The organism is Aeromonas sp. QDB14 (assembly GCF_027707845.1).
Classification (GTDB): Bacteria; Pseudomonadota; Gammaproteobacteria; order Enterobacterales; family Aeromonadaceae; genus Aeromonas; species Aeromonas caviae.
In genome coordinates, this window is sequence record NZ_JAPCJD010000001.1 from 117,491 (window position 1) to 142,361 (window position 24,871).

Consider the following 24,871-nt stretch of genomic DNA (forward strand, 5'->3'; position numbering starts at 1 on the left):
GCGACTGGATTGCAGTATTCAGAAGTTGACCCCCCAAAGCATTGACAACACATGCATTGCGGAATTTTGTGTGTTTTGGTTACAAATGGGTCTTTGTGGTGTTCTGCGCAACTCAACTGCAACACGCTGTGGGCTGTGGTATGTCTTCAGAGAGCCATTGCTGTTGAGTAGCATTGATATGAGGGAGTAAGTGGGTCGTGGTGCGTTGCTGATATCGCATCGCCATCTGTAGTGATGAGTGGTTCAGGGCCTGCGCAACCATGGCAATGTCACCCGTCTGTAGCATCAGCTCTGTGGCAAAGGTTCGGCGGAGGTCATGAATGCAAAGGTCACTGATCCCTGCTGTAGCACAAATCCGCTGAAAGGCATGCCGTGGGTAGCTCATGTACCCTGAAGAGGATTGGGAGGAGGGGAAAAGGAACCTCTGTTTGTTGACCAGTAGTTGCTGTGTTTCGATGAGCCTGATGGCATGAGACGTCAGGGCCACTTGGTGAGGTAATCCATTCTTGGTCGTAGGCAGGATCAGGTAAGCCTCATCGAGGTGCAAGTGGGCTTGTTCTATGGAGCACACCTCCCCAATTCGCATCCCTGTATAGAGAGACAGTAATAGCGACCGACTTGCTTCCGAGTTTTGGGCATAACATGCATCGATAAAACGTGAGCGTTCATCAAGGCTCAGGATCCGCTTGCGTTCATTATTTTCCTTGAGTTGCCGTAACCCATTCATCGGTGAGACAGAGAGGTATCCGTGCTCCACGGCCAAGGTCAGCATCCTCGACAGGGCAGACAAGATCTTGTTCACAGTGGCAGGCTTGAGGTGTTCAGCAAGTCGCCTTTGGAAGGCCACAATGGTTTGGCGATCCAGTGTTTTTAGGCGACGGCTTCCAAACTCTGGCAGAATGTGTTTTCTGACCTTGGACAGCTCTGACTGCGTATTGCGCTTATGCAGCTGCAGATCGTCGAGGTAGGCGGTTTCAAAGATCTCTTGGAGGGTTTTGTTTTGTCCCAGGGGATACGTATTGCGGGCAAGTTTATGGAGCCTCGCATGCACCTCGTCCCTGGCCTCTTGGATGGAGAGCTGCGGATAGGGGCCAATGGTCTCGAAGACCCGTTTGTAACGATGGGTTGTGTCGAAGACGAAAGACGTAGATAGAGCGTACCGGTACACGTATAGCTGTCTTACGTCAGCATCACGATATACCTGCTGCTTGCCATTGGCTGGTGGTGGTAAGGTCTCAAGTGCTCGTTTTGTCAGTTTCAGATTAGTAATGGACATAGATCCTCCTTCAGAAAAAGGAGGATGCTAGGCCATCGGGGGTGGTTACATCATTGACATCACATGCATTCAGGAAATGTCATTTTTGTTAAGTAGCATTCTCATTATTTGTCAGCTCAGACAGGAGAGGTCCATTTTTTCCGATAATCTTATTAAGATAACGCCGCATCACTCTATGTTCATGCCGGGTTTTAAGGTTGTCGAGTTTCGGCCTAGAAGAGAGGTCGATTGGTGTGGCACCGTCATAAACAAAAACATCATCACAAATGCTTATCAAAACAAGCAATAGGTTGTTTATAGTGTATGTAAAGGGCTTCCCTGGCGTACTGTATAGTGCGGAGACGTGATCCCAATTTCTTTCCAAATAATATATGACTAACTTGATGTATAAGTTTCTTGTGATAGTTCGAACGGCACTGTTGGTTATTTTTGTTCCTTGGAATCGCTCGTTCCTCATGTTTAAAATTGCATATGCATCAGGGGATTTAATCCAAGACCTGCGGTCTTCAAGTTCCCCAACGTCGGCGATTTTTGTCAGAACCTGGAAAGCTGCGATGCTAAAAACCGTTCCTATAAACCCGGCTTTATCAATTGCGTAGGCAGTGGAAGTGTTTACATCTATCTTAGCTAGCACACGAATCGCATGCTCAATAAACAGTCCTCGAGCAAAGTGCGCTTTTATTTTCATTCTCTTTGTTTTATCACTTTTAATTTTAATATATGAGGGAATGTCTACTCTATCTAAGAATGATATCAGCAGGGTGGAAAGGTTTGTTGCGTATTCGGTGAGTTCATTATGCTCAGGATAATAATAGGCATCCGTTGTTGATTTATAAACTTGGTCGCACTTTTCAAACTCATCTAATAGTGCAACGTACAAGCGTTTAGTTTCTCCAGTTAAACTTTCTCTTACGTCAGTTTTTCCAAAAAGGCTTAAGCAAAAAGAAATTAAATTTTCGAGAGTTTTTGCCTGCACATTAGTCTTTTTAACACTTTCGGCATGAAGGTAGTGCAGATATTTACTAAGTAGCTCTAAGTTGTAGTATTGTTCTAGACGAGAAGTTTCACTCTCAGAGTAAATTTGTATGGACTGCTTCTTTAACGTAACTTTATCGCCAGTGACGTCAAATACGAGATCAGGGGAATAATCAGGGTGATTTTCAAGAACATATGCGATATCTGGGTCGTTATCATCAATTAGATATTTGTGCTGCATAAAAAGTCCTAAGGTGAGAATAACCGCTTCTAATAGTATTTTTCCTGATTATCCATGATCCTCAACTCGCTGCAAGAGCTGGTATAGCATTGAAGATCAAGCAACTACGGTGGGTTGCCATGACGTTGTTTCCTAAATCATCCCTCAGGTCATCGCCTCCCCCAGCTCCTGCCCTGGACCAGTACACTATGTATCCCCAATGGCGCTGTTACACCTATTACTTCTTCGTCGATCAATCATATGGTTACGTGCAGGCTGCAATGCGCATTTCACGCGTGTTGCGCAGGATGATGGATTTTCATATGGGCGATTGAAGCTGGATCAGGAGATGCGGCTCGGCCATTAGTCAGGATCGTTCCGTTTTAGCTAAGCTGTGCGAAAAAGAGGCCAGTGCCGACCGACCCTGACCTCTGCGTTTTCCGCGCTATGGAGCCGGACTACTGACAGGCTCCCCAGTTTATGCCGTCCGTGCCACATTCCAGGCTATGAGTACCGTCCGCATAGGTTGTTTGCTTCTGATAGAGGCCGCTGCTGTTATAGCTCGTTTTGATGGTATTGCCATTTTCACTGGCCGTCATGCTCTTGACCCAGCTAGCCGCATCAGGATCTTGGGATGGTTCGTCATACGGATAGGGAAGGGCTTCGAGAGCCGCAGTGAGCTCACCCATGTTCAGGGTGGATAGCTGCCCTTCCAGACCGACCCAGTCGTTCAGGAAGCTGAATGCGCCCGCCTGCCGGTTATAGATGAATTGGGTGGAGTAGCTCAGATCGTTGTTGCTGTAGTTGATGAAGGCGTAGCGGTGGGTGATCGCTGCTGCCATATCGTCAGGAGCACAGTCGTTGAAGCTCTCTGCCGATGCTTCGGCCAGATTCTCCAGTGAGTACATTTTTCCGTTCGAGCGGGTCGAGAGGGTCTCCTTGATGTCACAGCTATAGGGGGTGTTGTCCCCATGGCGCGACTCAAAGTCGTAACGGGTTGTGTAGGTGTAGTTATTGCCTGTCACTTGGCGCTCTTCACCGTAGATGATGGTCTTGATAATTTGCGCGAAATCATCGCTCACCTTCACCAGCTCGGTGCTGCTCTGGGCTGCCCCTTGCAACTGGATTTCACGATACCAGGCATCCGGATAGGCATTGTTGTGGTCGCGACTATCCCCCTTGTGGTAATCGACATAGACAAAGTTGGCGTCCGGGTTTTCCCGTTTCAAGGTTTCTGTCTCGGTAAAAGACTGCTGCAAGCCGCGCACGATCTCCTGGGCCAGCGTGGCTGTCTCGCTATCACCGCTGGCGATGAAGTCCGCATACAGCTTCTGCTCAGAGATGTTGTAGTGACTGACAACACGGCTGACGGCCTGTTTCATCGAGGCGATCAACTGCTCCTGCTTTTGCCGGTTCGCCATGACGGTCTGGCAAGTCGTCTGTGATTGGGCTGCCAGCTCACTTCCTACACTGCTCCAGAGCACCGTGGTCAGCGGCGTCACATGGTAGACATCATCCTTGGTGATGGGGGCAAAGGTGGGAGGAAGGACCATCTGATAGGCTTCTGTTACAGGGCCAAGATCCTGGTCCACGGCATCTACCGGCACATCGACCACCAAGGGGGCGTATTGAGCGCAGGTTTGCAGGTCTACCGGCAGCTCTAACCGATAATCACCGGCATCATTGGTGGTTGTCTTGGGTTCACCATGATCCCACTGACGGTTGAAATTGAGATCGAGATAGACGGTCGCGCCTTGAATGTATCCATCAATCGCCTTTCCTGACATCGCCAAGGAGGCACTCGGTGGGGTTGGACTATCCGTGTTTCCACCGTCGCTACCACCACCGCCACAGCCTGACAAAGTAGCCATCAACACCATGGCCAAGGGGGTTTTCTTCATTGTTAGTTTCCCGTTTATTATTGGTATGCGATAACGTCCAGAGCATGGTCCGTTATCATCGTGATAATTTTATCTCGGTGTACGGCTATAAAATGTTGATTAGCCTCTAATTTATGCGTTTCTATTCACCGTGCTTGTCGTTGTTTTTAGCTTCAGTGCATCAAGGTGCAGACAGTTCTGTCTCGCACACGATGACCTCGCACTCTGATGGGTCAGGGAAGTCTCCGCCTTCGTCGGTGAGATATATCTTGTCGGCATGGACGCGGTAGTTACCCGCCGGGGTCAGCAGTGGGTTTTCATACATGCCCTGATAATCGACGGAGACAGCGGTCGCACCATGGGATCTCAATGTGACGCGTCCATTGGGGGCGATAGTGATGGATTGTTGAATCCCATTTTCACCTCCGAAGTTGAAGTACCGAGTTCCCGTGAACGGCAGCTCGACTGCTTGTTGCTGTGGATCTCCTGTATGGTCGGTACCTCTGGCGCTCTGGCACATTTTCTCTAGCAGAAGATCCAGCATCCCCTCTGGCTGTGGTCGTCCGTTAATCTCCAGCGCCTCCACAGAAAAACCATCGTCTTGCATCCAGACCTGCACCATGGCCCGTGCAGGCTGACTGGCATAGGTGATGGTGCCGCTGACATTCACCAATTTCCGACCATCCGCCGCTTTCCCGCCGGTCCACTCGGGATCTTCGAAAAAGCTGTTGACCATCTTCTCGACGGAGATGTTCGGGCACATCTCCAGCTCGCTTTCCTTGAGGGTTGCCACATCCAGCATGCTGAGTACGCCAGCATAAGCGCCTGTCGAGCAGAGCATCAGTAATCCGACTGCAGTTTTTATGTTCATACAAGGCGCTCCTCACCACACCCATGAAAACGCGGATATGGGGCGGTAGTTATAGCGACGGTCAAACTCCTCCTGTGTCAGGCACAAAACACGGATGAACTCGATCACGGACAAGATCAGGGGAAGGCCGGTGGTGCAGAGCGCTAAGTAGATAAGCCCCCAGCCCCAATTCCCGGTGTAGAACTTATGCAGACCAATGCCGCCGCCCAAGAATGCGAGCACAGCGGTGAGCCCCTTGCGCTTGCCACGGTGCGCAACGGCGTTTGCGCCGTTTAGCGGTGCCTGCGGGGGAGTGGTCGCGGTAGAGGGGTGCTGGGAGGATGTTGCCCCCTCTTTAATCGGCCATGCTGCGATATCGATAGGCTTCAGCAGTTCATCCGTGATTGCCCTGGCTTTCTTCTTGGCTGCTCCAAAGGTATCGATGGCATCGACAAACGAGCCATTGAGGGTGAGCTGGATGGTCTCATTGCCTTGAGAGGCGAAATTCACGGTGATACGCATGCCGAATGGGTTAAAGCCATATTTCCATGCGGCTTCGATCCTGCCTTGGGTGCGCTCGATGGTTTTTAACGTCCCGCCCTGGGCTTGCAAATGGGCGGCGACATGCTCGAAGAGTGGCTCATAGGGACTGGTGGAGCAAAGAGTGTTGTCGGACACTTTTTGCAGGCTGATGGTGTTCATGCACTACTCCTTGGATATCGACTGCGGGATGGTTGACGACAATGTGAATCAGTGGCGACAGGTTGTGTCGCGGCATATCATACGTTGTCGTCAGATGTATAAATCGAGATGTTGGTCACAAATGGGTCAGGGCGGAGCCTGGCTCATCAGGGTCAATAGATGGCGTAAATCACGGACGATCTGCTCATGGATAAAACCGGGTGAGATCACGGTCAGTCCCGGCATCCAGGATTTGATGATGGGCAGAATTTGATTGGCATCGAGCACACGACTGCTCAATAACAGCGCACCGTCATCCAGGGTTTTGACAATCTCCTGCTCGGGCAACAACGGACGATGCTGAAAGTTGATGGCGATGGAGGCACTGGCCTTGAGGAGCACCTCGATCATGCCGGAGCGCCAGAGCGTCGGATCGGTATCGATTTGCCGCTGAATAAGCGCATCGCGGGTAAAGGTCTGTTGCGATAGCTCAACCAGTGCGATGTTGCTCAGCGGATAGGCTTGCAACCGCCCCTCGCTGACGCCGACTAAGTGCCAGGTGCCCTTGTAGTTGACGAGCTGATAGGGGCTAAACAGTTGCTTGCGCTGGTCTTTGGTGATGAGCCAGCATTGCAGATGCTGGGTCAGGGCCTGCTCTAATACCGGTATCTGGTGAATGAGTGAGTCGGCTGATTGTCCATCGAACCCCTTGATGGCAAAGAGACTGGGGCTGCCTCTGTCCAGTAGTTGACCCAGACGATGTTCACTGGCGCGGGGGAACAAGTCGGTGATACCCAACTGCTCGGCCAGCTTTCGCACCTTTCCGTCGTTCTTGTGATTGAGGAACCCAGGATCCAGCCAGTATTGCTGGCTGCGGTGCTCTATCGGTAGATAGCTGAGGCGTTGATTGAAATCCCGCTGCAGGGTGCGCACGGTGACGTTGTACTCGGTGGCCAGATCACTCAGGTGCAGCTTCTCACCGCTGTACAGACGGGTGAGGAGCATACCGAGGCGCTGAGCAATCTTGTCGTGTTCGTGCATACCATCACAGAAGGGGAATAACCGTGTCGCGGATTATCCAAACAGGCCGCGACACGGCGTGACGAATTGGCTGGCAGGCAGTTTTTCGCAAAACCCATCATCGGCGATGGGCTTTTGTCATCAGTAGAGGGGTTTTGTTATCAACCGGCGAGAAGCGGTTAAGCCGCCTAGGAAGTGCGACCATAACTAGCCATGACGGTTTGCAAGGAGGTTGGTTCAAACGGCTTCTAGTGTGGCCTCACAATCAGAATATGGCATAGTGGGAGCCGCGAAACGAAGTGGTGACGGTCCTCTGCTCAGCAGCAGATCATCTGAGCGCAACCGGTGCTTGGAGAAAGTCCGCTCTGCTTAGAAATTATGCACCAAGGTCCTTGTGGGGGGATGGTATCTGAGCACTGCGGTCTCAAAAAATATCAGTAGCATAGAGCATAAATTGCAAGCCATGCTACCGTACCGTTTTGTCATGATCACGGCAACCTAACTTCCTCACACTGACAATCTGTCTTCACTACTCTAAAAAATTACGCTTCAACTCAAATAAGTTGATAAAAAACCTAATCGTGATAGGGTTGGCAACAGTGATTACTCGTAGCATTAACGATTAAAAATCAAACACCAATCAATACGTTGGCTTTGAATTTTTCAATGCAATAAAACGCAAATGTGATGTATACGACCGTGGAGAGAGCATGATCCGCTGCCACCTTGCCCGTTTAATGGGCGAACGAAAAATGCGCATTAGCGACGTGATGCGAGAAACCGGCATAAGCCGTACCACTATCACGCTACTGTACAAAGAAACCGCGCTCAAGGTGGATTTAGAGGCATTAGATAAATTATGTGATTTGTTTAACTGCCCATTGAACGACATATTGGAAAAAGTGCCAAGCGATAGCCAAAGCTAAAAAGCATCAAGGAGTGACGATATGTCGTCAGAAGCAGATACCAGAGCAAACTACATCGACCCAGCATTAAAAGCCGCACATTGGCATCCAGGCAACATCATTCGGGAGCACTACTTTACCGATGGCCGTAAGCTTGCCGCTGGAGCCCGTGGTCGTCGTTGTTTTGTCGATTATCTGCTCCACAAAGACAATCGTTACCTTGCAGTTGTTGAAGCAAAAAAAGAATCTGAGCACCCAACCAAAGGCCTTCAACAAGCCATCGACTATGCCAAGAAGCTACTCGTTCGCTTTGTCTATTCAAGCAATGGCAAACAAACCTATGAGTTCGACTTAGAAACTGGCAAAGGCGACTACATCGAGTTTTATCCAACACCACAAGAGCTTGAAAACCGCTATGCGGGTGTTAATTCGGATCTAGGCCAGCAACTTCGTAATGTGCCCTTTCATTTAGAAGGCGCAATGCAGCCGCGTTATTACCAAGAATTAGCGGTCCATGCCGCCACAGATGCTATTGGTAAAGGTAAGCCACGAGTGCTGTTAACGCTGGCGACCGGTACAGGTAAAACGTTTATTGCCTTTCAAATCGTCCATAAATTGTTCCAGTCACGTTGGAACAAAGAATCTCCGGGTACACGTAGGCCTAGAATTTTGTTTTTAGCGGATCGCAATATTTTGGCCGATCAAGCCATTAACACTTTCAACCCATACGAAAAAGATCTCATCAAAATAAATGGTGAGGAGGTACGCAAGCGTGGCGGAGTCGTGCCAACCAATGCGCATATATTTTTTGCTATCTACCAAGCCATTGCTGAGCGAGAAAATATTGAAGGCTATTACAAAGCGTATCCAAGTGATTTTTTTGACCTTGTAATGATTGACGAGTGTCACCGGGGTAGTGCCAATGAGACAGGTTCTTGGCGAGTCATACTTGATCATTTTGGCAGTGCGGTACATGTCGGCCTAACAGCTACACCAAAACGTGAAGCTAACGTGGATACCTACGACTACTTTGGCTCCCCCGCTTTTGAATACTCATTAAAAGATGGCATCAACGATGGTTTCTTAACGCCATATCGTGTCAAACGCGTACGCACCAACTTAGATGAGCTGGTGCTAACCAAAGATGACCAAGTGATCGAAGGTGAGTCAGGGCAAGATGTCTATCAGGTTGCAGATTACGACAAAAAAATCGTCGTAGATGAACGTACCGAACTGGTCGCAAAAGCTATTTTGGACAATATCAATCCACTAGAAAAGACTATCGTCTTTTGCGAAAACCAAAATCATGCACTTACCATGCGTGACATGATCAACAAACACAAAAAGCTGAAAGACCCACATTACTGTGTGCGTGTAACCAGTGATGAAGGCAAAGTTGGCCGCGATCTTCTGGAAAAGTTTCAGGATAACGACAAAGACATCCCTACCATCATTACCTCATCGCAAATGCTAACCACTGGAGTAGATGCCCGCAACGTGCGTAACGTAGTGCTGGACAGAACCATCGGCTCAATGGTGGAGTTTAAACAAATCATCGGTCGCGGCACCCGTGTTTTTGATGGCAAAGACTATTTCACGATTGTTGATTTTCGTGGTGCAACCAATAAATTTTATGACAAAGATTGGGATGGAGAGCCTGAAGTACCAGAGCCAGGTGGCATTGGTGAGCCAACAACACCACCTTACACACCAGAGCCACCCGGAGGAACAGATGGCCCAGAGCCTGAACCGTGCGAGTCAAAACCTCGATTGAAAGTAAAGCTAGGCAAACACCGTGAACTGAAAGTCATTGATGTAGAAACCCGTTATATCGATGAAAACGGCAAACCTCTAACGGTGCAAGAATTTGTTGAGCGCTTGATCACCCAATTGCCAGGGTTGTTTAAATCGATTGAGGAATTGCGGCAGATATGGTCAGACCCCGACGAGCGCGAAATCTTGCTCGGCAAACTCGTTCAAGCAGGCTTTGATAAAGAGCAACTTGCCACACTGCGACGCATGTTTGAAGCAGAAGAGTGCGATATCTTCGATCTGCTGGCTTTTTTAGCCTTTGAACAGCCCATGGCAACCCGTAAAGCTCGCGCTGAGCAAGTTCGTACTAACAGCTCTTTCTTTAAACAATATCAGCAAGAAAAGGCACAGCAGTTTTTGCACTTTGTACTCAATCGTTATGAGCAAACCGGCAGCACGGAGTTATCACGCGAACGCTTACCTGCTCTCATCGAGCTATCAGGGTTGGGCACAGTGAAAGACGCTTCAACAGCATTCGGTGGAAAGCCGGCCTATTTACTGGCGGCTTTTAAAAAATTACAACAACAGCTTTATCATGTGAATTGAAATGGAATTAACACTCGCACCTAACCCGCTGCACGACCAGCCACAAACCTTAAACATCAATAAGGTTGCTACTTTAATTGGTGAAAATGGCAGCGGTAAATCCAGCATCTTGCAGTCAGTATTTGAAGAACGGTTAAACAAGCGCGCACATCACCACCTAAATGTGGTGTGCTTTTCTTCAGGGCAGAATGAGAACTACTCTGAAAAGTTTGGTATTTACTTAAAACGCGAACGTCAAGCGGGTAGAGGGTTGGGGTTGGAATGCCTGTACTTTGACAAGCCTTGGTCTAAATTACTCATTTTCCTTGCAACGGCGACCAAGCGTAGTGGCAAAGTTCGTTCATTTTTGCGCGAACGAGGCTATGTTACTGAATCGGCATTTGAAGGTGATGACCAAACTACTTACTTAAAATGCGCATTCAAAATTGATAAAAACTATGTTAATCGAGTCCAGGATGCCCTGAGGCGCGAAGAAAATGGCGAAGTTGATACGCTACGAAATACTCCCTACTTTCGTTCGTTAGACAGCTTTATTAGTAGCTTCCTCTCTAATGATTATGAGTTTGAGCAACCGCTGCGTAAGCGAACTATTGAAATACCAGCAAGCCGACTCATTGATGTTTCGTTCGATTACCCAAGACAGCCACAAGCAGGTGAAGAGGGTATAGAAGCTGGTGAAGCAAATGCCCAGGCTCAAAATATAGCGTTTGACCCTGAAGTGAGCTTTTTTACCCAAGCGGCGGATAACGATTACTTCATAGACAAACAAGGCTACAAACTCGTTTTTAAAGATGGAATAGAGCTTGACCTGTTAAGCGATGGTGAATACCAACTGCTCTTTCTATATGCGTTGATAGACCTTTTTGATGCGCCGAATACGCTATTCCTATTTGATGAAGCAGATTCGCACCTGCACTACAAAAACGTAGAGAAACTATGGTCGCTATTACACAGCATTCAAGGCCATGCGATTACTACGACACACCTGTTGGACTCTATTTCTGCAAAAGAAAACCGCATAGAACACCTGAAAGTGGTAGAACAAGGTCGAATTAACGAAGACAACAAGATCAAGCAACTAATCAGCCGCCTTAGTGTACTTTCTCGTGCCAAATCCGTTGAATTTGAGGTGTGTGGTAAGCTGCCTAACATCGCCTTATTAGATGACTACAATGACTGGATTATCTTTACCAAACTCGCCTCACGTGCAGGGTTAGACGTAAATCGATTAGCCACTGTGCATGCCATGAAAAAGTCCTCTAGCTACGCTTCTGCTAACGAAACCTTTGGCAAGGGCAAAATAGATTGGTTACATGGCTTAAGCAAGATTGAATCACCACTTGTAACAACACAGATTTTCCTAATTTGTGATCGAGACGAGGCGGCATTGGACTGGAATGCTGCCAATGGCGTTCAAGTGAACGGGCAAGTGTACCGTGAGTTGCTAAATGCCATTCAATGGCCGCGTGGTACCAGAGTTTCGCCATATCTATTGGCTTGGAAACGCCGCGAAATCAAAAATTACTTGCTTTCGCATACAGCGCTGTCGCACCACAACGTGCTTACTCAAATCAACAATGGTGAAATTGCGCAGCGCAATCATTTACAACCAAACAACCCAGGTGATAACGACGATATTCGGCGATTGAATGCCAAAAGTGTCATTGACCCTCTGATCAATACCGAGGGCCTAGGCCTCGACATTGAAAAACTCCAAGCCTATCTCGATCTGATTCCGCCCGCAGAAATCAGCGAAGACATCACCAATATGTACAATTTTATTATCGGAAAACTATAAGCCATGTCATTACAACAAAAGATTGACCGAATTACCGACATACTGCGCCGTGACGATGGCATTAGTGGTGCTATGCACTATACCGAGCAAACCTCATGGGTGTTGTTCTTAAAGTTTTTGGATGATTATGAGTCTGAAAAAGAAGATGAAGCGGTACTATCAGGTAAAGATTATCAACCGGTGTTGGATGAAGCGCACCGCTGGTCAAATTGGGCCTGCCCAAAAAATGCTGAGGGCAAGCTAGATATTAACAAAGTTCGCACGGGCGATGACTTAACCGAGTATGTGAATAACGAGTTATTCCCCTACTTAAAAAGCTTTGCCAATGCCGCCGTTACAGGTTCAGACCCAAAAACTTTCGCCTATAAAATTGGTGCCATTTTCCAGTATTTAGACAACAAGGTAGCGTCTGGCCATACCTTGCGTGAAGTGTTGGATATTATCGACACACTGAATTTCCAGTCCAGTGATGACATGTTTGAACTCTCGCTGGTCTATGAAGGCTTATTGCAAAACATGGGCGATGCCGGTGGTTATGCGGGCGAGTTTTATACGCCGCGCCCCGTGGTACGAGCCATGATTAAGGCCATTGACCCGCAGGCCGGGCAAACCATTTACGATGCAGCGGCTGGCTCATGCGGATTTTTAGTGGAAGCCTTTGAGCATCTAAAGGGCAAAAAGAACCAACTATCTACCGAGCAGTGGGATTTTATTCAACGCGACACCTTCTTCGGTTACGAGAAAACCTCGCTGGCGTACGTGATGGGTATGATGAACATGATTTTGCATGGCATTGAGTCGCCAAACCTGTTCCGTGGTAATACCCTGACCCAGAATATCCGCGACATTCAGGAAAAAGACCGTTACGACATTATTCTCGCTAACCCACCATTTGGCGGTAAAGAAAAGTCACAAATCCAGCAAAACTTCCCTATCCAAAGTAACGCCACCGAGTTGCTGTTTTTGCAACACTTTATGAAAGCACTAAAAAGTGGCGGCAAAGCTGCCATCGTAGTACCAGAAGGCGTGCTGTTCCAAACCAACAGTGCGTTTAAACAGGTCAAACAAGAACTGCTGGAAAACTTTAACCTACACACCATTTTAAGCCTACCCGCTGGGGTATTTTTGCCATATTCGGGCGTAAAAACAAACGTGTTGTTTTTTGAGCGCAGCGGTGGCACCAGCGATGTGTGGTATTACGAATGTGAGCCTGAGCAAAAGCTCACCAAAAACAAACCGATCACCGATGATCACCTAAAAGAGTTTGTAGAACTGTATAGCAGCCGCGAAACCACTGAACGTTCATGGACAGTTTCAGCCAGTAAATTAGCTGAAGACTATGACCTATCCGCCAAAAACCCAGCCAAACAGAAAGATGCCGAGCACTTAGCGCCAAGCGATATTCTTAAGCAGATCCGCACCAAAGAAAAACTGGTATCAGGCCTGTTGGATGAAATTGAAGACCTGTTGGCGGAGAAATAATAATGGAACAGGTTTTGTATTCATTGCCGGACGGGTGGGAGTGGCAAAGCATTGAAGAAGTTGCGCAGATCGGAGCCGATAGAGGATTTGTGCCAACTCCAGATTCTGAAGGGAATGTCCCGTTTATTGGAATGACAGACATTGATCAAGAAACAGGTCAAAAGAGCACTTACGAACTACGAAACTTTGATGACGTAAAAAAGGGATACACAAAATTTCAACGTGATGCGGTACTGTTTGCCAAAATCACTCCTTGTACAGAGAATAACAAAACAGCCTTAATCGACAATGTTGACGGTGGCTTCGCTACGACAGAGGTTTTTCCAATCCATGCGTTAGATAGTGTTGAACCAAAATATTTATTGCACTTCTTTCGGTCGCCATCAGTTCGCCGTTTTCTAATAGATAACATGGAAGGTGCAACTGGTCGACAGCGAGTACCTTTAAAAGCTTTAAAAAGTGTCAGCGTTCCTGTTTGTGGACTTAAGGAACAAAAACGCATCGTCGAAAAACTCGATGCACTGCTCACCCGCATCGACACCTCCGTCGAGCATTTGCAGGAAAGCGTCACGCTGGCCGATGCGTTATCTCAGAATGGGCTTGATATCTATTTTGCTGAACTCACAAAAACAAACCCCGAGTTACCCTTGTCAAAGCTGGCTGATTTTATATCTGGTTATGCATTCAAAAGCGGTGACTTCACTTCGGAATCCGGAGTTAAGCCGATTAAAATAACCAACGTTGGTGTTAATGAGTTTTCTGAAAATGCAGAAGAGTTTTTGCCCGTCAACTATGAGAGTGAATATCAGAGATTTGCAGCAAAGGCGAACGATATCGTAATCGCATTAACTCGTCCGATAATTAATGGTGGACTTAAAGTTTGCCGAGTACCAGAAAGTTATAGTGGCGCGCTAGTGAATCAGCGTGTCGCTGCAATAACTTCAAAAAACAAACACGTATTAGATTTCATTTATCTTTACTTACAGTCATCCCGCACTAAAAATTATGTACTGGAAAAATCTAAGTCCCTGAATCAGCCAAATTTATCAATAACAGACCTTAAGAACCTCGCGCTTCCTTTACCGGCTAATGATGAGGCCATTGCTAAAGCGGTTGCTGATTGCAATGCTTTGATATCCAAAGCAAGAAAGAGCAAAGCTGAAATTTCTGAAAAAATAACAATGATGCAGCAACTAAAAGCATCAATTCTCGATTCAGCTTTTAAAGGCGAGCTCTAAGGAGGGAGTATGAGTTTACAAACCAATCTCAAAGGTCGCTTACGCAACACTTCTTTACCTAAGAGTCACGGCCTGATGCCTGTTTTTGAGGCGGTGGTAAACTCTATTCACTCGATTGAAGAAAAAGGTAATAGCGATAACGGTAGGGTTGTTCTTCGGATCAATCGCGCGACTCAGAAGAGTTTAGATTTCGATGCCAAATCGCAGCCACCTATAGTAGGTTTCACCATCACTGATAATGGTTGTGGTTTTAATGAAACCAACTTTAAGTCATTTGAAACACTGGATTCCGACCACAAAATTGACAAAGGCTGCCGAGGTGTCGGTCGCTTGATGTGGTTGAAGGTGTTTGATCTTGTCGAAGTAGAAAGCCATTTTGTCGATGGGGATGGCCATCTAAAAAAGCGTGTATTTCGCTTTAACGATAAATCAGGCGTCCACAGTGAAAATCTTCAGGTAGCTACCGAACAACAACCAGGTACTCAAATCAAACTGGTGGGATTTGATGAAAGTTATCGAAAGCAGGTGCCAACCAAGGGGCTAACAGTAGCTAATCAGCTACTTGAACATGTGCTCTGGTACTTTGTTCGTCGAGGCAGTGCACCCGATATACAAGTCGAAGACGCTGGTGAGATTTTCGAACTGGATTCCTTGCTCGAAGAACATATGCACGCCAGCGCATTCCTCGAAACGATAAAAATACGCGATTATGCGTTCGACCTAACTCATATCAAGTTTCGGGCATCGGTAAATAAAAAGCATCAGTTAGCTTTATGCGCAGCTAATCGATTGGTTAAAGAAGAATCCATTCAAGGAAAAATTCCCGGCTTGTACGGCAAAATATCTGACGAATCGGGGGAATTTACCTATACCTGTTACGTGTCTTCAGGCTACTTAGATGAGCGTGTACGCAGCGAGCGCACCTCTTTTGATATTGCCGAAAACGTAGAAGACATGCTCAACGAAGTAAGCTTTAAAGATATTCGCGATGCAGTGCTCGCACGCACGAAAGAATATCTGCAAGATGTTTTGGCAGAAAATGTCTCAGCCGGTCGTAAACGCGTAGATGATTTTATTAATAGCCATGCACCCCGATACCGGCCTATTGCTCACTATGTTGCAGAAGAACAGCTCATTGTTGACCCAGAAAAGTCGGACAAAGACTTAGAGTTACATCTACATGCTCAGTGGTATGAGGTCGAGAGACAATTAGTAAGTGAGGGTCATGACATCATGCAACCTCAAAATGAGGAGCATGTAGAGGAATACAAGGAACGGCTAAGCCAGTATCTGCGAAAAGCTGAAGATCTGAAAAAATCAGACCTCGCCAATTACGTATCACATCGAAAGGTCATTATTGATCTACTGCAAAAATCCATCGAGCGACTGGATGATGGCAAGTATGCCCGAGAAGACATAATTCATGAGCTAATCATGCCAATGCGCAAAGATTCTAGCGAGGTTTTACTGGATTCTTGTAATCTATGGTTGATCGACGAACGTTTAGCATTTCACAACTATTTGGCTTCCGACAAAACTCTGAATGCGATGCCGATTACTGGTAATGATTCGACAAAGGAACCAGATTTACTCAGCCTAAGAGTGTTTGATAACCCGCTGCTTGTTAATGATCAAAATAGCTTTCCCTTAGCATCTATCACCGTGGTCGAAATCATACGTCCAATGCGCAACAATATGCGTGAAGGTGAAGATAAAGACCCGATTGATCAAGCGCTTGGTTATTTAGAGCGAATACGAGAGGGTAAAGTAACGACAAAATCCGGTCGCCCGATACCCGGGAACAAGGATATCCCCGGGTATTGCTATGTGCTTTGTGACCTTACTGAATCCATGCATCGTCGCTGCCGTAGAGCCAATTTGCGAATAACATCTGATGGGATGGGTTATTTTGGGTATAACGAGCCATCTCATGCATATATAGAAGTGATTAGTTTCGATCAGTTAGTAAAGGCGGCCAAGGAACGTAACCGTGCGTTCTTTGACAAGCTTGGATTGCCATCTAATTAGGTACGCTTGATGACAATATATAGGGTCAATCACGATGGTAATCACCCCATGCTTAGCTGGATCCGCATGTAGAAATTATGCCGCTTTGGCTAAGTACCGGAGGTAGTGGTCAGATACCGCGAGCGACGAGAATTCCATTTCGTGCGTTTTTTGCGGATGTGATGAGGACTGGTTAGCTGACCTGTAAGAGTCTATCCATAAGAATGTAGAGCAAGTAACACAGTAGTTTCTATCCCCAATGGGATTCTTACACCTTGTAGTTTTTGTTATGAAAAACAAGATGTTATATTTTTCTTTTATGCGCAAAGAGGATTCATTGCGCTTGAGTTTACTTTGACTGTTACAGAAGGAACCTGCAAGGGGTCTGCAAAGATTGTATCGACGGGGGTGATTCCCCTCATCTTTTCGAATTCTGTGATAAGCGGTATGCGATGTTCTATGACGGGGTGCGATTCGTTGCGAATTAGCGGTGTCACTCGCTCCATCTGTTTGCTATTTCATGCAACAAGATGCAAACGAGGCCCTTTGATTTAAAATCCCTCGACGTTCGCGTCGTGCCGGTTCGATTCCGGCCTCGGGCACCATTAAAATTGAAGAAAAAGCCTTACAGATTAAACAGATACGACGCTTCATTGTGTCGTTTTTGTTTTACCCCCCTCCCCCCAGAATTTCTTTCCCACTTTTGCTGAATTGGCCATTTCCTGTCCAGGTGACTTGTTGCTCCCTGTGATTTGCTGTAATCGGCTGGCTGAGTGCTCCGACATAGGCAAGCAGATGTGTCTTGACACTGCGCCGAGGTTGTCTAGGGATGGTCTTTGGTACTGAAGCTAGCGCGGCTTGTTATGGCGCCTGGGCCTCGCGTTTCGTTGGCCAGCAAACAGATTTGAATCCTATGGTTGTATTCATTTTCCCGGGCTGGTCTTGTGGACAAGTTCGGCAATCCAGTCAGCAAATGCACGCACGGCAGGAGACAGAAAACGCTGATGGGGATAAAGCAATGTGACTGGCACCGATGGCGGTTGCCAATCTGCTAGCACCTCGATGAGCCTTCCTGCCTGCAGGTGCTCCAGTACAACATTCTCGGCAAGCTGGATGAGGCCAAAGCCATCGAGGCACATCTTGATATAAAGCCCCGTGTCATTGACGGCTGCGGTGCCGCTCACAGTAACCGATAGAGTCTCTTTACCGCGGACAAAGCGCATTTCGTTTGCATGCCTGGCGAGGCCCGAAAAGTAGTGGACCGCCTGGTGCACAGACAGTTCTTCAGGGGACTGGGGAACACCGTTTTCGTGAAGGTATTCAGGCGAGGCGCAGGTTACCCACCGAAACCGGCCAAGGGGACGAGCAACAAGGGTGGAGTTATTCAGCTCTCCTGTTCTGATCACGCAGTCCACACCTTCCTGAACAAGATCAACCTGCCGGTCACTCACACCTATCATCAGGTAGATATCTGGATAACGTTGGTGAAAGTCTCTGAGATTCGGCATGACGATGGAGTGTGCTATCCCGCTCGGCATATCAACCCGCAAACGCCCCTGTGGCCGCTTGATAGCCTCCGTCAGGCTGGACTCGGCATGTTCAATCAATGAGAGTATTTCCCTGCACTGGCCAAGATACTGCAGGCCTTCAGGGGTGAGGTTCACCTGCCTCGTTGTTCTGTTCAGCAGGCGCACCTGCAGGTATTTTTCGAGGTTTTTAATCGTACTGCTGACTGTCGAGGAAGGCAGTGAGAGGGTCTCTGCTGCCTGCACGAAGCTTCCGGTCTCAGCAACCCGCATAAAGATCTGCATAGCCTGAATACGATCCACAGCCCTTCTCCCTTGAGACGATAACTCTACCGATAGTTCCCATGATTATTCGAAAATCATGAATTATGAAAACAGTTTGGTCATCTTTTTCAGGGTAATAGAGTGCCGTATCTTTTTGCCATTGGCTAGAAAAGAGGCTCTTGAAATGACCGGATACGTTAGAAATATTGTTAATAATCAAGATGTAATACCAGATTCAATCTTGATCAAGGGGGCCACGATCCTCAGCATGGATGAGAGCGTGGGTAACATTGAACGTGGAGACATTCTGATCAGTGGATCAACCATTACGGCCATAGGCGAGAATCTGGAGGCGAATGGTGCCCGTATCATCAATGCTACGAACATGATCGCCATGCCGGGGATGGTGGATTCTCATCGCCACTCCTGGGAGGGACAACTGCGCCGCATCAATCCGAATGCCACTTGTCTGGAAGACTACAGCAACGCCACGCACTTCTCTTTCGCCAAGTACTATCGCCCTGCCGATATGTATATCGGCAACCTGCTGACGGCACTGGGCTGCATTGATGCAGGCATCACCACCGTCATTGACAATTCCCATAACAGCCGCACCGCAGCCCATTCGGACGCCGCCGTCGAGGCCCTGCTGGATGCAGGGATCCGTGCCATACACGCCTCCGGCGCACCGGTATCGGGGGAATGGGACAAGGCTCATTGGCCGGGTAACTGGCAACGCCTGCAAGAGAAATATTTCAAGGACAACCCAGAGAGCCTGGTTTCCCTTGCTGTCATGGCCCAGCTGGAGCCTGCATTGTGGGCCGAGGCTCGCAGGCTGGGACTGCCGATCGTCACTGAATTCTTTGGTTCTTTTATGGCGTCTGAGCTGGAGTCACTGCATCGGCGCGGTCTGCTCGGCCCGGACAATATTTTCAATCACTGTACGTCACTGCCAGATGAGGGATGGAAGATCCTGCGAGAAGCCGGTGTCCGGGTGAATGTCTGCCCGCGCTCCGATGCGCACTATGGCATCGAGGACGGTATGTTTGCCATCCAGGCGGCGCAGCGTCATGGCATCAACCCTGGCCTCAGCGTCGACAATGAAACCTCTTACAGCACTGATATGTTTATGGAAATGCGCGTGGCATTTTACCTGCAGCGGGTGATGGGCATGCATCAGCAGCACTGCTGCGGCTCCGACCACTCGCTGACCACGCTGCCGGCTGCCCAACTTCTCAAATCGGCGACTGTCGATGGTGTTGCCTGTGCAGGGCTGCTGGACAAGGTAGGGAGCCTGACGCCAGGAAAACAGGCGGATCTCATTCTGATCAATGTTGGCGATATCAACCTCTACCCGTCCGGCAATGCCTTTGGCACCGTGGTGCATGCGACAGAGCGCAGCAACATTGATACCGTCATTATTGGCGGGCGCATCGTCAAGCAGCATGGCAAGGTGCTTGGCGTAGACAGCACGCGCCTTCGCGCCGCCATTGATGAGTCCCGTGAGCATCTGTTTGCCGCCGCCGGGTATGAACCTGACATTTTTGCTGACGCCTTCCTGCCGCTGGCACAGGCACACTGACAGGTATGCAACCCATGAGCACACTGTATTACGTCATCGCTTTTGCCGCAGGTCTCGGGATCACGCTGCAGACAACTCTGAATAGCCAGCTGGCACGAGGACTCGGGGGCGATTCGGTCACCGCCGCATTGTTCTCCTTCGCGGCCGGTGCATTCAGCCTCGGGGTCTTCTCGCTGCTGCGTGGCGGATTATTCACCTCGCTTGCGGCCATTCCATCACAGCCTCTGTGGAGTCTGGCTGGCGGCCTGATCGGTGCTTGCGCGCTGTTCAGCTACGTCGTGCTCGCACCGAAAATCGGGTTGTCAGCCCTGCTTGGGTTGGCCATCGTCGGACAGTTGCTCTCATCCCAGGTCATCGACCATTTCGGTCTGCTTGGCACCATCCAGCGTCCGGTATCTTTGATAAAGCTGGGTGGAATGTTGGTCATGCTGACCGGGCTCGTCATCATGTTGTTCGGTGATCGGTTAGCTGAGCGCCTTATGCACTGGTGAAGCGGCCTTCTGATGTTTTGACCTTCACGAACGTCTGCCCCGGGGCAGGCGTTCTGCTGATGGGGTTTGCATCCCGGCTCAGTTCCATGACCTGAATAGGGGGACACAAAGAGGCTCGCCTGACCTGGTCAGGCGAGCCGGCTCATATCGCGTCAGTTATCACCCCTGGACATTGACCAGGATCCGGCCGCGCACCTGGCCTGCCAGGAAGGCATCCCCCAGGGTCACGACCTGGGAGAGGGGCACTTCCCGGGTGAGGAGATGGAGGCGGGTCAGGTCGAGATCCTCGGCCAGTCGGGCCCAGGCCTGCTGACGCAGCGGGCGCGGTGCCATCACGCTGTCGATGCCATAGAGGGTGACGCCGCGCAGGATGAAGGGCATGACGGTGGAGGGGAAGTCCATCCCTCCCGCCAGACCGCAGGCGGCCACGGCGCCGCCGTAGCGGGTAGTGGCGCAGGCATTGGCCAGGGTGTGGCTGCCGACGGTGTCGATGACGCCGGCCCAGCTTTCCTTGCCCAGCGGGCGTCCCGGCGTGGCCAGTTCGGCGCGATCGATCACCTCGGCGGCGCCGAGGGACGTCAGATAGTCGGCCTCGTGCAGCCGCCCGGTGGCGGCCACCACTCGATAGCCCAGCTTGGCCAGGAGGGTGATCGCCACGCTGCCCACACCGCCGTTGGCGCCCGTCACCAGAATGTCACCGTCACCGGGGGTGATGCCGTGCTTCTCCAACGCCATCACGCAGAGCATGGCGGTGTACCCTGCGGTGCCGATGGCCATGGCGTCCCGGGGCTGGAAGCGCTCAGGCAGGGCGACCAGCCAGTCGCCCCGGACCCGTGCCCGCTCTGCCAGCCCGCCACTGTGGGTCTCGCCCACGCCCCATCCGTTGAGCACCACCTTGTCGCCGGGATGCCAGTCGGGATGCTGGCTCTCCAGCACGGTACCGGCAAAGTCGATACCGGGGATCAGAGGGAAGCGGCGTACCACGGGGGCGGCGCCGGTGAGGGCCAGGCCATCCTTGTAGTTGAGGGAAGACCACTGTACCGCCACGGTCACATCCCCGGCAGGCAATATCTCCTCGGAGAGGCTCTGGTAGCTGGCGCGATAACCCGCCTCGTCTTTCTCGATCAGAATACCGTTGAACATCTTGTCTACTCCCATTAATTGGACTGACTGACTATTAATCTTCGTAAAAAAATCACTTTGCTAACTTCATGAAAAAATTGAGAAAAGAGAGCATGGGCTCGGTATCGCCCACCAGGCGTGCGCGCAGCACGGCCCCTTCCCAGCCGATCCAGAACTGATGGGCGAGGGCAGGGCAGTCACATTCAGGGGGCAGCTCCCCCGCCGTCACGGCATCCCTCAGGCAGCGGGCGAGCAGCGCCTCCCAGTCGAGGAGGATCTGCTCGAGGCGCAGGCGCAGCTCGGGGGAGAGCTGCACCACCTCCTGACCCAGGTTACCCACGAGACAGCCCCGCTGGAACCCATAACGGGTCATGCCCCGGCAGGCGCTGTCGACGAAGGCAACAAGACGGGCCAGGGGGGGCAGGCTCTCATCCTCCAGATAGCGCGTCAGCTTGCGGCAGAAGTAGTGGTGATAGGCATCCATGACCGCCAGAGTGAAGTCGTGCTTGGTGGCGAAGTAGTGATAGAAGGAGCCCTTGGGGATCCCGGTCGACTGCAACACCCGCTCGATGGAAGTGGCGGCGATGCCCTGCTCGGTCAGCAGCTCCATGCCCCGGCGGATCAACAGATCCCGGGTATCGGCATAGGTGTGCCCGTGCTGGGCAGGGCGGCCGCGAGGGCGGCGGGGCAGGGGGTCATTGGCTTGCATGGGGCTTATTAGACGCCTCAACTAGAAATGATGCAAGCGCTGCATCGAAGGGACGAAACGAGTGGATGAGATCGGGTAGTCGAGACAAGCTGGCGCCAGCGGGGCAGAAAACAGCGAGGGCGCCAGTGGCGCCCTCGCATCGATGGGTGGCTGCGTCTCAACTGCGCAGCTTGTTGTAGACAAACAGCACGATCAGGGCGCCAACGGTGGCGATGATGATGCTCGGCAGGTTGAAGCCGGTGACCGTTCCCATCCCGAGCAGGGTGCTGACATAGCCCCCCACCATGGCGCCGACCACCCCCAGGATCACCGTCATGAAGAAACCGCCGCCATCCTTGCCCGGCATGATCCATTTGGCCAGGATGCCGACGATCAGCCCCAGTACCACCCAAGTAAGAAATCCCATGGTCTTCTCCTCGTTGTGTGCAGAGAACCAGAGTATATGCAGGGATCCAGCTTGTATCCCGCCACAGCACGGCGTGAGTCAGAAACGGTCATATGAGACTCGCTCCTGACCATGGCAGGCAGAGGGCCTCAGCCGAGCGCGCGGGTGTCGAGGCGCTGCCCGGCGGGGGAGCAGACCAGCACCGACCCCTGCTCGAACCAGTCTCCCAGCACGATGCGCCGCGCCGCACGCCCATCCAGGGTGAAGTCGTGGATGGCGGGCCTGTGGGTGTGACCGTGGATCATCAGGCGGCAGCCGTGCTGGCGCAGCATGTCGTCCACCGCCTCCGGGGTCACGTCCATGATGATCTGGCTCTTGTGGGCATTCTCCATCTGGCTCTGGCCGCGCATCTTGTGGGCGATGGCCTGGCGGCGCGAGAGCGGCAGGCGCAGGAAGAGCCAGCGCAGCCACTTCTGTTGTGTGATGCGGCGAAACTTCTGGTAGCCCTCGTCCCGGGTACAGAGCAGATCCCCGTGGCTCAGCAGCACCCGCTCGCCGTACAGCTCGATGACGCAGGGGTCGCCGAGCAGGGTCATGCCGGCCCGTTTGGCAAACTGGTGCCCCAAGAGGAAGTCGCGGTTGCCGTGAATGAAGTAGAGGGGCACCCCTTGCTGGCTCAGGGCGAGAAAGGCATCGGCCACCTCGCGGTGGAGCGGGTTGGGGTCGTCGTCCCCAATCCAGAATTCGAACAGATCCCCCAGCACATAGAGGGCGTCGGCACCGGGCGCGTCTTCGGCCAGAAAGCGCACCAAGGCCGCCGTCATGTCGGGCCTGCCTTGGCTGAGGTGAATGTCACTGATAAAGAGGGTGCTCATGAGTTCCTGGGCATCATGGTAAGAGAGTCCCGCCTGGGTGCGGACAAGGCCTGTGACCTTGCACGTCGAGCGGGTGGGGGAGGGAAGGGCAGCAGAGCCCCGCAAGGTTGACGCCCTCAAGGGTCAGCAACGCCTCGTAAGGGTCGCCGGACAGACCCAGCAGGCGGCACATGGCCGCTTCCCCCTTGAGCCCTTCATCAACGCGCAGGCGCAGCACCTCCCGGTGGAAGGGGGCGCCAAAGCGCTCAAGCAGGGCGGCCATCAGGCTGAGGTGGCGCCAGCCATGACACATCTCGAGGGGATCAGGGGTGAGGTAGAGCTCGACTGGCCAGCACTGGCCATCTGGCCCGTGGCGTCGCTGCTCGGCGATCCAGACCTGCTCGCCCTTGCTTCGCACCTGCCAGCCTTGTGCTGCCAGTGTCGCGGCAAGGAAGGCCGGATCCGGATGCTGGCAGAGGATGTCGAGATCGCTGCCGGGCCTATCCAGCCCGATGGCGATCGTGCTCACCAGGGCCAGATCGTTGCACAGGGGGCCAAGCTCATTCCACAGGCCGCCGCTCAGCAGGGCGTGGGCCGAGCGCTGACGTGCGTTGCCCTGGGCCAGATAGTCGAGGCGGCGCCAGTTGGGGGCGGCAGATGGAAAAACTGCGGCCGGGGCCGCAGTTGTGTCAGAGCCTGGCCGGCAGGGATTACTCGGCAAGGGTCACCTTGGTGATGACGACGTCTTCGGTCGGAACGTCCTGGTGCATGCGGCCGTAGTTGCCGGTCTTCACGCCCTTGATCTTGTTGACCACGTCCATGCCGGCGGTCACTTCACCGAACACGCAGTAGCCGAAGCCCTGGGTGGTGGCGGACTTGAAGTCCAGGAAGTCGTTGTTGTTCACGTTGATGAAGAACTGGGCGCTGGCGGAGTGTGGTTCCATGGTGCGGGCCATGGCGATGGTGCCGACCTTGTTGGACAGACCGTTGGCCGCCTCGTTCTTGATGGGAGCGCGGGTCTCTTTCTCTTCGAAGCCCGGGGCATAGCCGCCGCCCTGGATCATGAAGCCGTCGATGACGCGGTGGAAGATGGTGTTGTCGTAGTGACCGTCACGGCAGTATTGCAGGAAGTTGGCCACGGTCTCCGGGGCTTTTTCCGCGTTCAGGGTCAGGGTGATGTCGCCGTGGTTGGTGTGCAGAGTAACCATGAGTTGTCCTTTCATTTTGACGCAGGCAGCAAGGTGCCCG

21 protein-coding genes are annotated in these 24,871 nt (G+C 51.1%); 8 read left to right on the forward strand and 13 right to left on the reverse strand.

The window, feature by feature from the left end; genetic code table 11:
* Positions 1–112 precede the first annotated feature (112 nt).
* From PG887_RS00545 to PG887_RS00570, 6 genes are all read right to left on the reverse strand, one after another.
* A complete protein-coding gene (locus tag PG887_RS00545) occupies positions 113–1,276 on the reverse strand; it encodes a site-specific integrase (protein WP_111899568.1) in 1,164 nt (387 codons plus the stop codon).
* 88 nt (positions 1,277–1,364) lie between these two features.
* Positions 1,365–2,492 carry a hypothetical protein gene (locus PG887_RS00550; RefSeq protein ID WP_111899569.1) on the reverse strand — a complete coding sequence of 376 codons (1,128 nt, stop codon included), beginning with the start codon at positions 2,490–2,492 and terminating at the stop codon, positions 1,365–1,367.
* A 437-nt stretch (positions 2,493–2,929) separates the two neighbouring features.
* Positions 2,930–4,372, reverse strand: a complete 1,443-nt coding sequence (locus PG887_RS00555) for a hypothetical protein (protein ID WP_270820983.1) — start codon at positions 4,370–4,372, stop codon at positions 2,930–2,932.
* Positions 4,373–4,532: 160 nt separating this feature from the next.
* Positions 4,533–5,222, reverse strand: a complete 690-nt coding sequence (locus tag PG887_RS00560; RefSeq protein ID WP_118880885.1) for a hypothetical protein — start codon at positions 5,220–5,222, stop codon at positions 4,533–4,535.
* Positions 5,223–5,234: 12 nt separating this feature from the next.
* Complete coding sequence (locus tag PG887_RS00565) at positions 5,235–5,903, reverse strand: TM2 domain-containing protein (protein ID WP_202007713.1); 669 nt, start codon at positions 5,901–5,903, stop codon at positions 5,235–5,237.
* Between the two features lie 126 nt (positions 5,904–6,029).
* Positions 6,030–6,923, reverse strand: a complete 894-nt coding sequence (locus PG887_RS00570) for a helix-turn-helix transcriptional regulator (protein WP_042014312.1) — start codon at positions 6,921–6,923, stop codon at positions 6,030–6,032.
* 689 nt (positions 6,924–7,612) lie between these two features.
* On the opposite strand from PG887_RS00570, the gene PG887_RS00575 reads away from it, so the two are divergent.
* Genes PG887_RS00575 through PG887_RS00600 form a run of 6 tightly spaced genes read left to right on the forward strand, consistent with a single transcriptional unit; the run spans position 7,613 to position 16,711 of the window.
* Positions 7,613–7,828 (forward strand): helix-turn-helix domain-containing protein, encoded by a 216-nt coding sequence (locus tag PG887_RS00575; protein ID WP_270820984.1) that lies wholly within the window; start codon positions 7,613–7,615, stop codon positions 7,826–7,828.
* A gap of 21 nt (positions 7,829–7,849) precedes the next feature.
* Positions 7,850–10,165: an EcoAI/FtnUII family type I restriction enzme subunit R gene (hsdR, locus tag PG887_RS00580; RefSeq protein WP_270820985.1), complete on the forward strand. Its 2,316-nt coding sequence runs from the start codon at positions 7,850–7,852 to the stop codon at positions 10,163–10,165.
* Between the two features lies 1 nt (position 10,166).
* Positions 10,167–11,963, forward strand: a complete 1,797-nt coding sequence (locus PG887_RS00585) for an AAA family ATPase (RefSeq protein ID WP_270820986.1) — start codon at positions 10,167–10,169, stop codon at positions 11,961–11,963.
* A 3-nt stretch (positions 11,964–11,966) separates the two neighbouring features.
* Positions 11,967–13,445: a class I SAM-dependent DNA methyltransferase gene (locus PG887_RS00590; protein WP_270820987.1), complete on the forward strand. Its 1,479-nt coding sequence runs from the start codon at positions 11,967–11,969 to the stop codon at positions 13,443–13,445.
* A gap of 2 nt (positions 13,446–13,447) precedes the next feature.
* Positions 13,448–14,683, forward strand: a complete 1,236-nt coding sequence (locus tag PG887_RS00595; protein ID WP_270820989.1) for a restriction endonuclease subunit S — start codon at positions 13,448–13,450, stop codon at positions 14,681–14,683.
* A gap of 9 nt (positions 14,684–14,692) precedes the next feature.
* Positions 14,693–16,711 (forward strand): hypothetical protein, encoded by a 2,019-nt coding sequence (locus tag PG887_RS00600; RefSeq protein ID WP_270820991.1) that lies wholly within the window; start codon positions 14,693–14,695, stop codon positions 16,709–16,711.
* 902 nt (positions 16,712–17,613) lie between these two features.
* On the opposite strand, the gene PG887_RS00605 is transcribed toward PG887_RS00600, so the two are convergent.
* A complete protein-coding gene (locus tag PG887_RS00605; protein WP_201985110.1) occupies positions 17,614–18,519 on the reverse strand; it encodes a LysR family transcriptional regulator in 906 nt (301 codons plus the stop codon).
* A gap of 58 nt (positions 18,520–18,577) precedes the next feature.
* Between PG887_RS00605 and PG887_RS00610 the strand changes: the two genes are divergently transcribed.
* Both PG887_RS00610 and PG887_RS00615 read left to right on the forward strand, forming a co-directional pair.
* The gene (locus tag PG887_RS00610; protein WP_234924066.1) at positions 18,578–20,062 is read left to right on the forward strand and encodes an amidohydrolase family protein; all 1,485 of its coding nucleotides are present in this window, start codon (positions 18,578–18,580) and stop codon (positions 20,060–20,062) included.
* Between the two features lie 14 nt (positions 20,063–20,076).
* Complete coding sequence (locus tag PG887_RS00615) at positions 20,077–20,553, forward strand: DMT family transporter (RefSeq protein WP_201985109.1); 477 nt, start codon at positions 20,077–20,079, stop codon at positions 20,551–20,553.
* Between the two features lie 159 nt (positions 20,554–20,712).
* Here the strand turns inward: PG887_RS00615 and acuI are convergent, their stop codons facing one another.
* The 6 genes from acuI to PG887_RS00645 form a co-directional block, all read right to left on the reverse strand.
* Positions 20,713–21,696: an acrylyl-CoA reductase (NADPH) gene (acuI, locus tag PG887_RS00620; RefSeq protein WP_201985108.1), complete on the reverse strand. Its 984-nt coding sequence runs from the start codon at positions 21,694–21,696 to the stop codon at positions 20,713–20,715.
* 52 nt (positions 21,697–21,748) lie between these two features.
* Positions 21,749–22,384, reverse strand: a complete 636-nt coding sequence (gene acuR / locus PG887_RS00625; protein WP_201985107.1) for an acrylate utilization transcriptional regulator AcuR — start codon at positions 22,382–22,384, stop codon at positions 21,749–21,751.
* A 157-nt stretch (positions 22,385–22,541) separates the two neighbouring features.
* Complete coding sequence (locus PG887_RS00630; protein ID WP_010675223.1) at positions 22,542–22,790, reverse strand: GlsB/YeaQ/YmgE family stress response membrane protein; 249 nt, start codon at positions 22,788–22,790, stop codon at positions 22,542–22,544.
* Between the two features lie 128 nt (positions 22,791–22,918).
* Complete coding sequence (gene lpxH, locus PG887_RS00635; RefSeq protein ID WP_102948577.1) at positions 22,919–23,644, reverse strand: UDP-2,3-diacylglucosamine diphosphatase; 726 nt, start codon at positions 23,642–23,644, stop codon at positions 22,919–22,921.
* A 13-nt stretch (positions 23,645–23,657) separates the two neighbouring features.
* Positions 23,658–24,344 carry a DUF4269 domain-containing protein gene (locus PG887_RS00640; RefSeq protein WP_102948576.1) on the reverse strand — a complete coding sequence of 229 codons (687 nt, stop codon included), beginning with the start codon at positions 24,342–24,344 and terminating at the stop codon, positions 23,658–23,660.
* The gene (locus PG887_RS00645) at positions 24,334–24,831 is read right to left on the reverse strand and encodes a peptidylprolyl isomerase (protein ID WP_010675220.1); all 498 of its coding nucleotides are present in this window, start codon (positions 24,829–24,831) and stop codon (positions 24,334–24,336) included. The genes PG887_RS00640 and PG887_RS00645 overlap by 11 nt, the downstream gene beginning before the upstream one ends.
* Between the last annotated feature and the right edge of the window lie 40 nt (positions 24,832–24,871).

Bases quoted from the DNA above. Each gene is read 5' to 3' on its own strand.
- hsdR (WP_270820985.1), top strand. From the start codon at position 7,850: ATGTCGTCAGAAGCAGATACCAGAGCAAACTACATCGACCCAGCATTA.
- PG887_RS00590 (WP_270820987.1), top strand. From the start codon at position 11,967: ATGTCATTACAACAAAAGATTGACCGAATTACCGACATACTGCGCCGT.
- PG887_RS00610 (WP_234924066.1), top strand. From the start codon at position 18,578: ATGAATTATGAAAACAGTTTGGTCATCTTTTTCAGGGTAATAGAGTGC.
- PG887_RS00570 (WP_042014312.1), bottom strand. From the start codon at position 6,923: ATGCACGAACACGACAAGATTGCTCAGCGCCTCGGTATGCTCCTCACC.
- acuI (WP_201985108.1), bottom strand. From the start codon at position 21,696: ATGTTCAACGGTATTCTGATCGAGAAAGACGAGGCGGGTTATCGCGCC.
- PG887_RS00585 (WP_270820986.1), top strand. From the start codon at position 10,167: ATGGAATTAACACTCGCACCTAACCCGCTGCACGACCAGCCACAAACC.
- PG887_RS00600 (WP_270820991.1), top strand. From the start codon at position 14,693: ATGAGTTTACAAACCAATCTCAAAGGTCGCTTACGCAACACTTCTTTA.
- PG887_RS00560 (WP_118880885.1), bottom strand. From the start codon at position 5,222: ATGAACATAAAAACTGCAGTCGGATTACTGATGCTCTGCTCGACAGGC.
- lpxH (WP_102948577.1), bottom strand. From the start codon at position 23,644: ATGAGCACCCTCTTTATCAGTGACATTCACCTCAGCCAAGGCAGGCCC.
- PG887_RS00595 (WP_270820989.1), top strand. From the start codon at position 13,448: ATGGAACAGGTTTTGTATTCATTGCCGGACGGGTGGGAGTGGCAAAGC.
- PG887_RS00645 (WP_010675220.1), bottom strand. From the start codon at position 24,831: ATGGTTACTCTGCACACCAACCACGGCGACATCACCCTGACCCTGAAC.
- PG887_RS00545 (WP_111899568.1), bottom strand. From the start codon at position 1,276: ATGTCCATTACTAATCTGAAACTGACAAAACGAGCACTTGAGACCTTA.
- PG887_RS00575 (WP_270820984.1), top strand. From the start codon at position 7,613: ATGATCCGCTGCCACCTTGCCCGTTTAATGGGCGAACGAAAAATGCGC.
- PG887_RS00550 (WP_111899569.1), bottom strand. From the start codon at position 2,492: ATGCAGCACAAATATCTAATTGATGATAACGACCCAGATATCGCATAT.
- PG887_RS00565 (WP_202007713.1), bottom strand. From the start codon at position 5,903: ATGAACACCATCAGCCTGCAAAAAGTGTCCGACAACACTCTTTGCTCC.
- acuR (WP_201985107.1), bottom strand. From the start codon at position 22,384: ATGCAAGCCAATGACCCCCTGCCCCGCCGCCCTCGCGGCCGCCCTGCC.
- PG887_RS00630 (WP_010675223.1), bottom strand. From the start codon at position 22,790: ATGGGATTTCTTACTTGGGTGGTACTGGGGCTGATCGTCGGCATCCTG.
- PG887_RS00615 (WP_201985109.1), top strand. From the start codon at position 20,077: ATGAGCACACTGTATTACGTCATCGCTTTTGCCGCAGGTCTCGGGATC.
- PG887_RS00555 (WP_270820983.1), bottom strand. From the start codon at position 4,372: ATGAAGAAAACCCCCTTGGCCATGGTGTTGATGGCTACTTTGTCAGGC.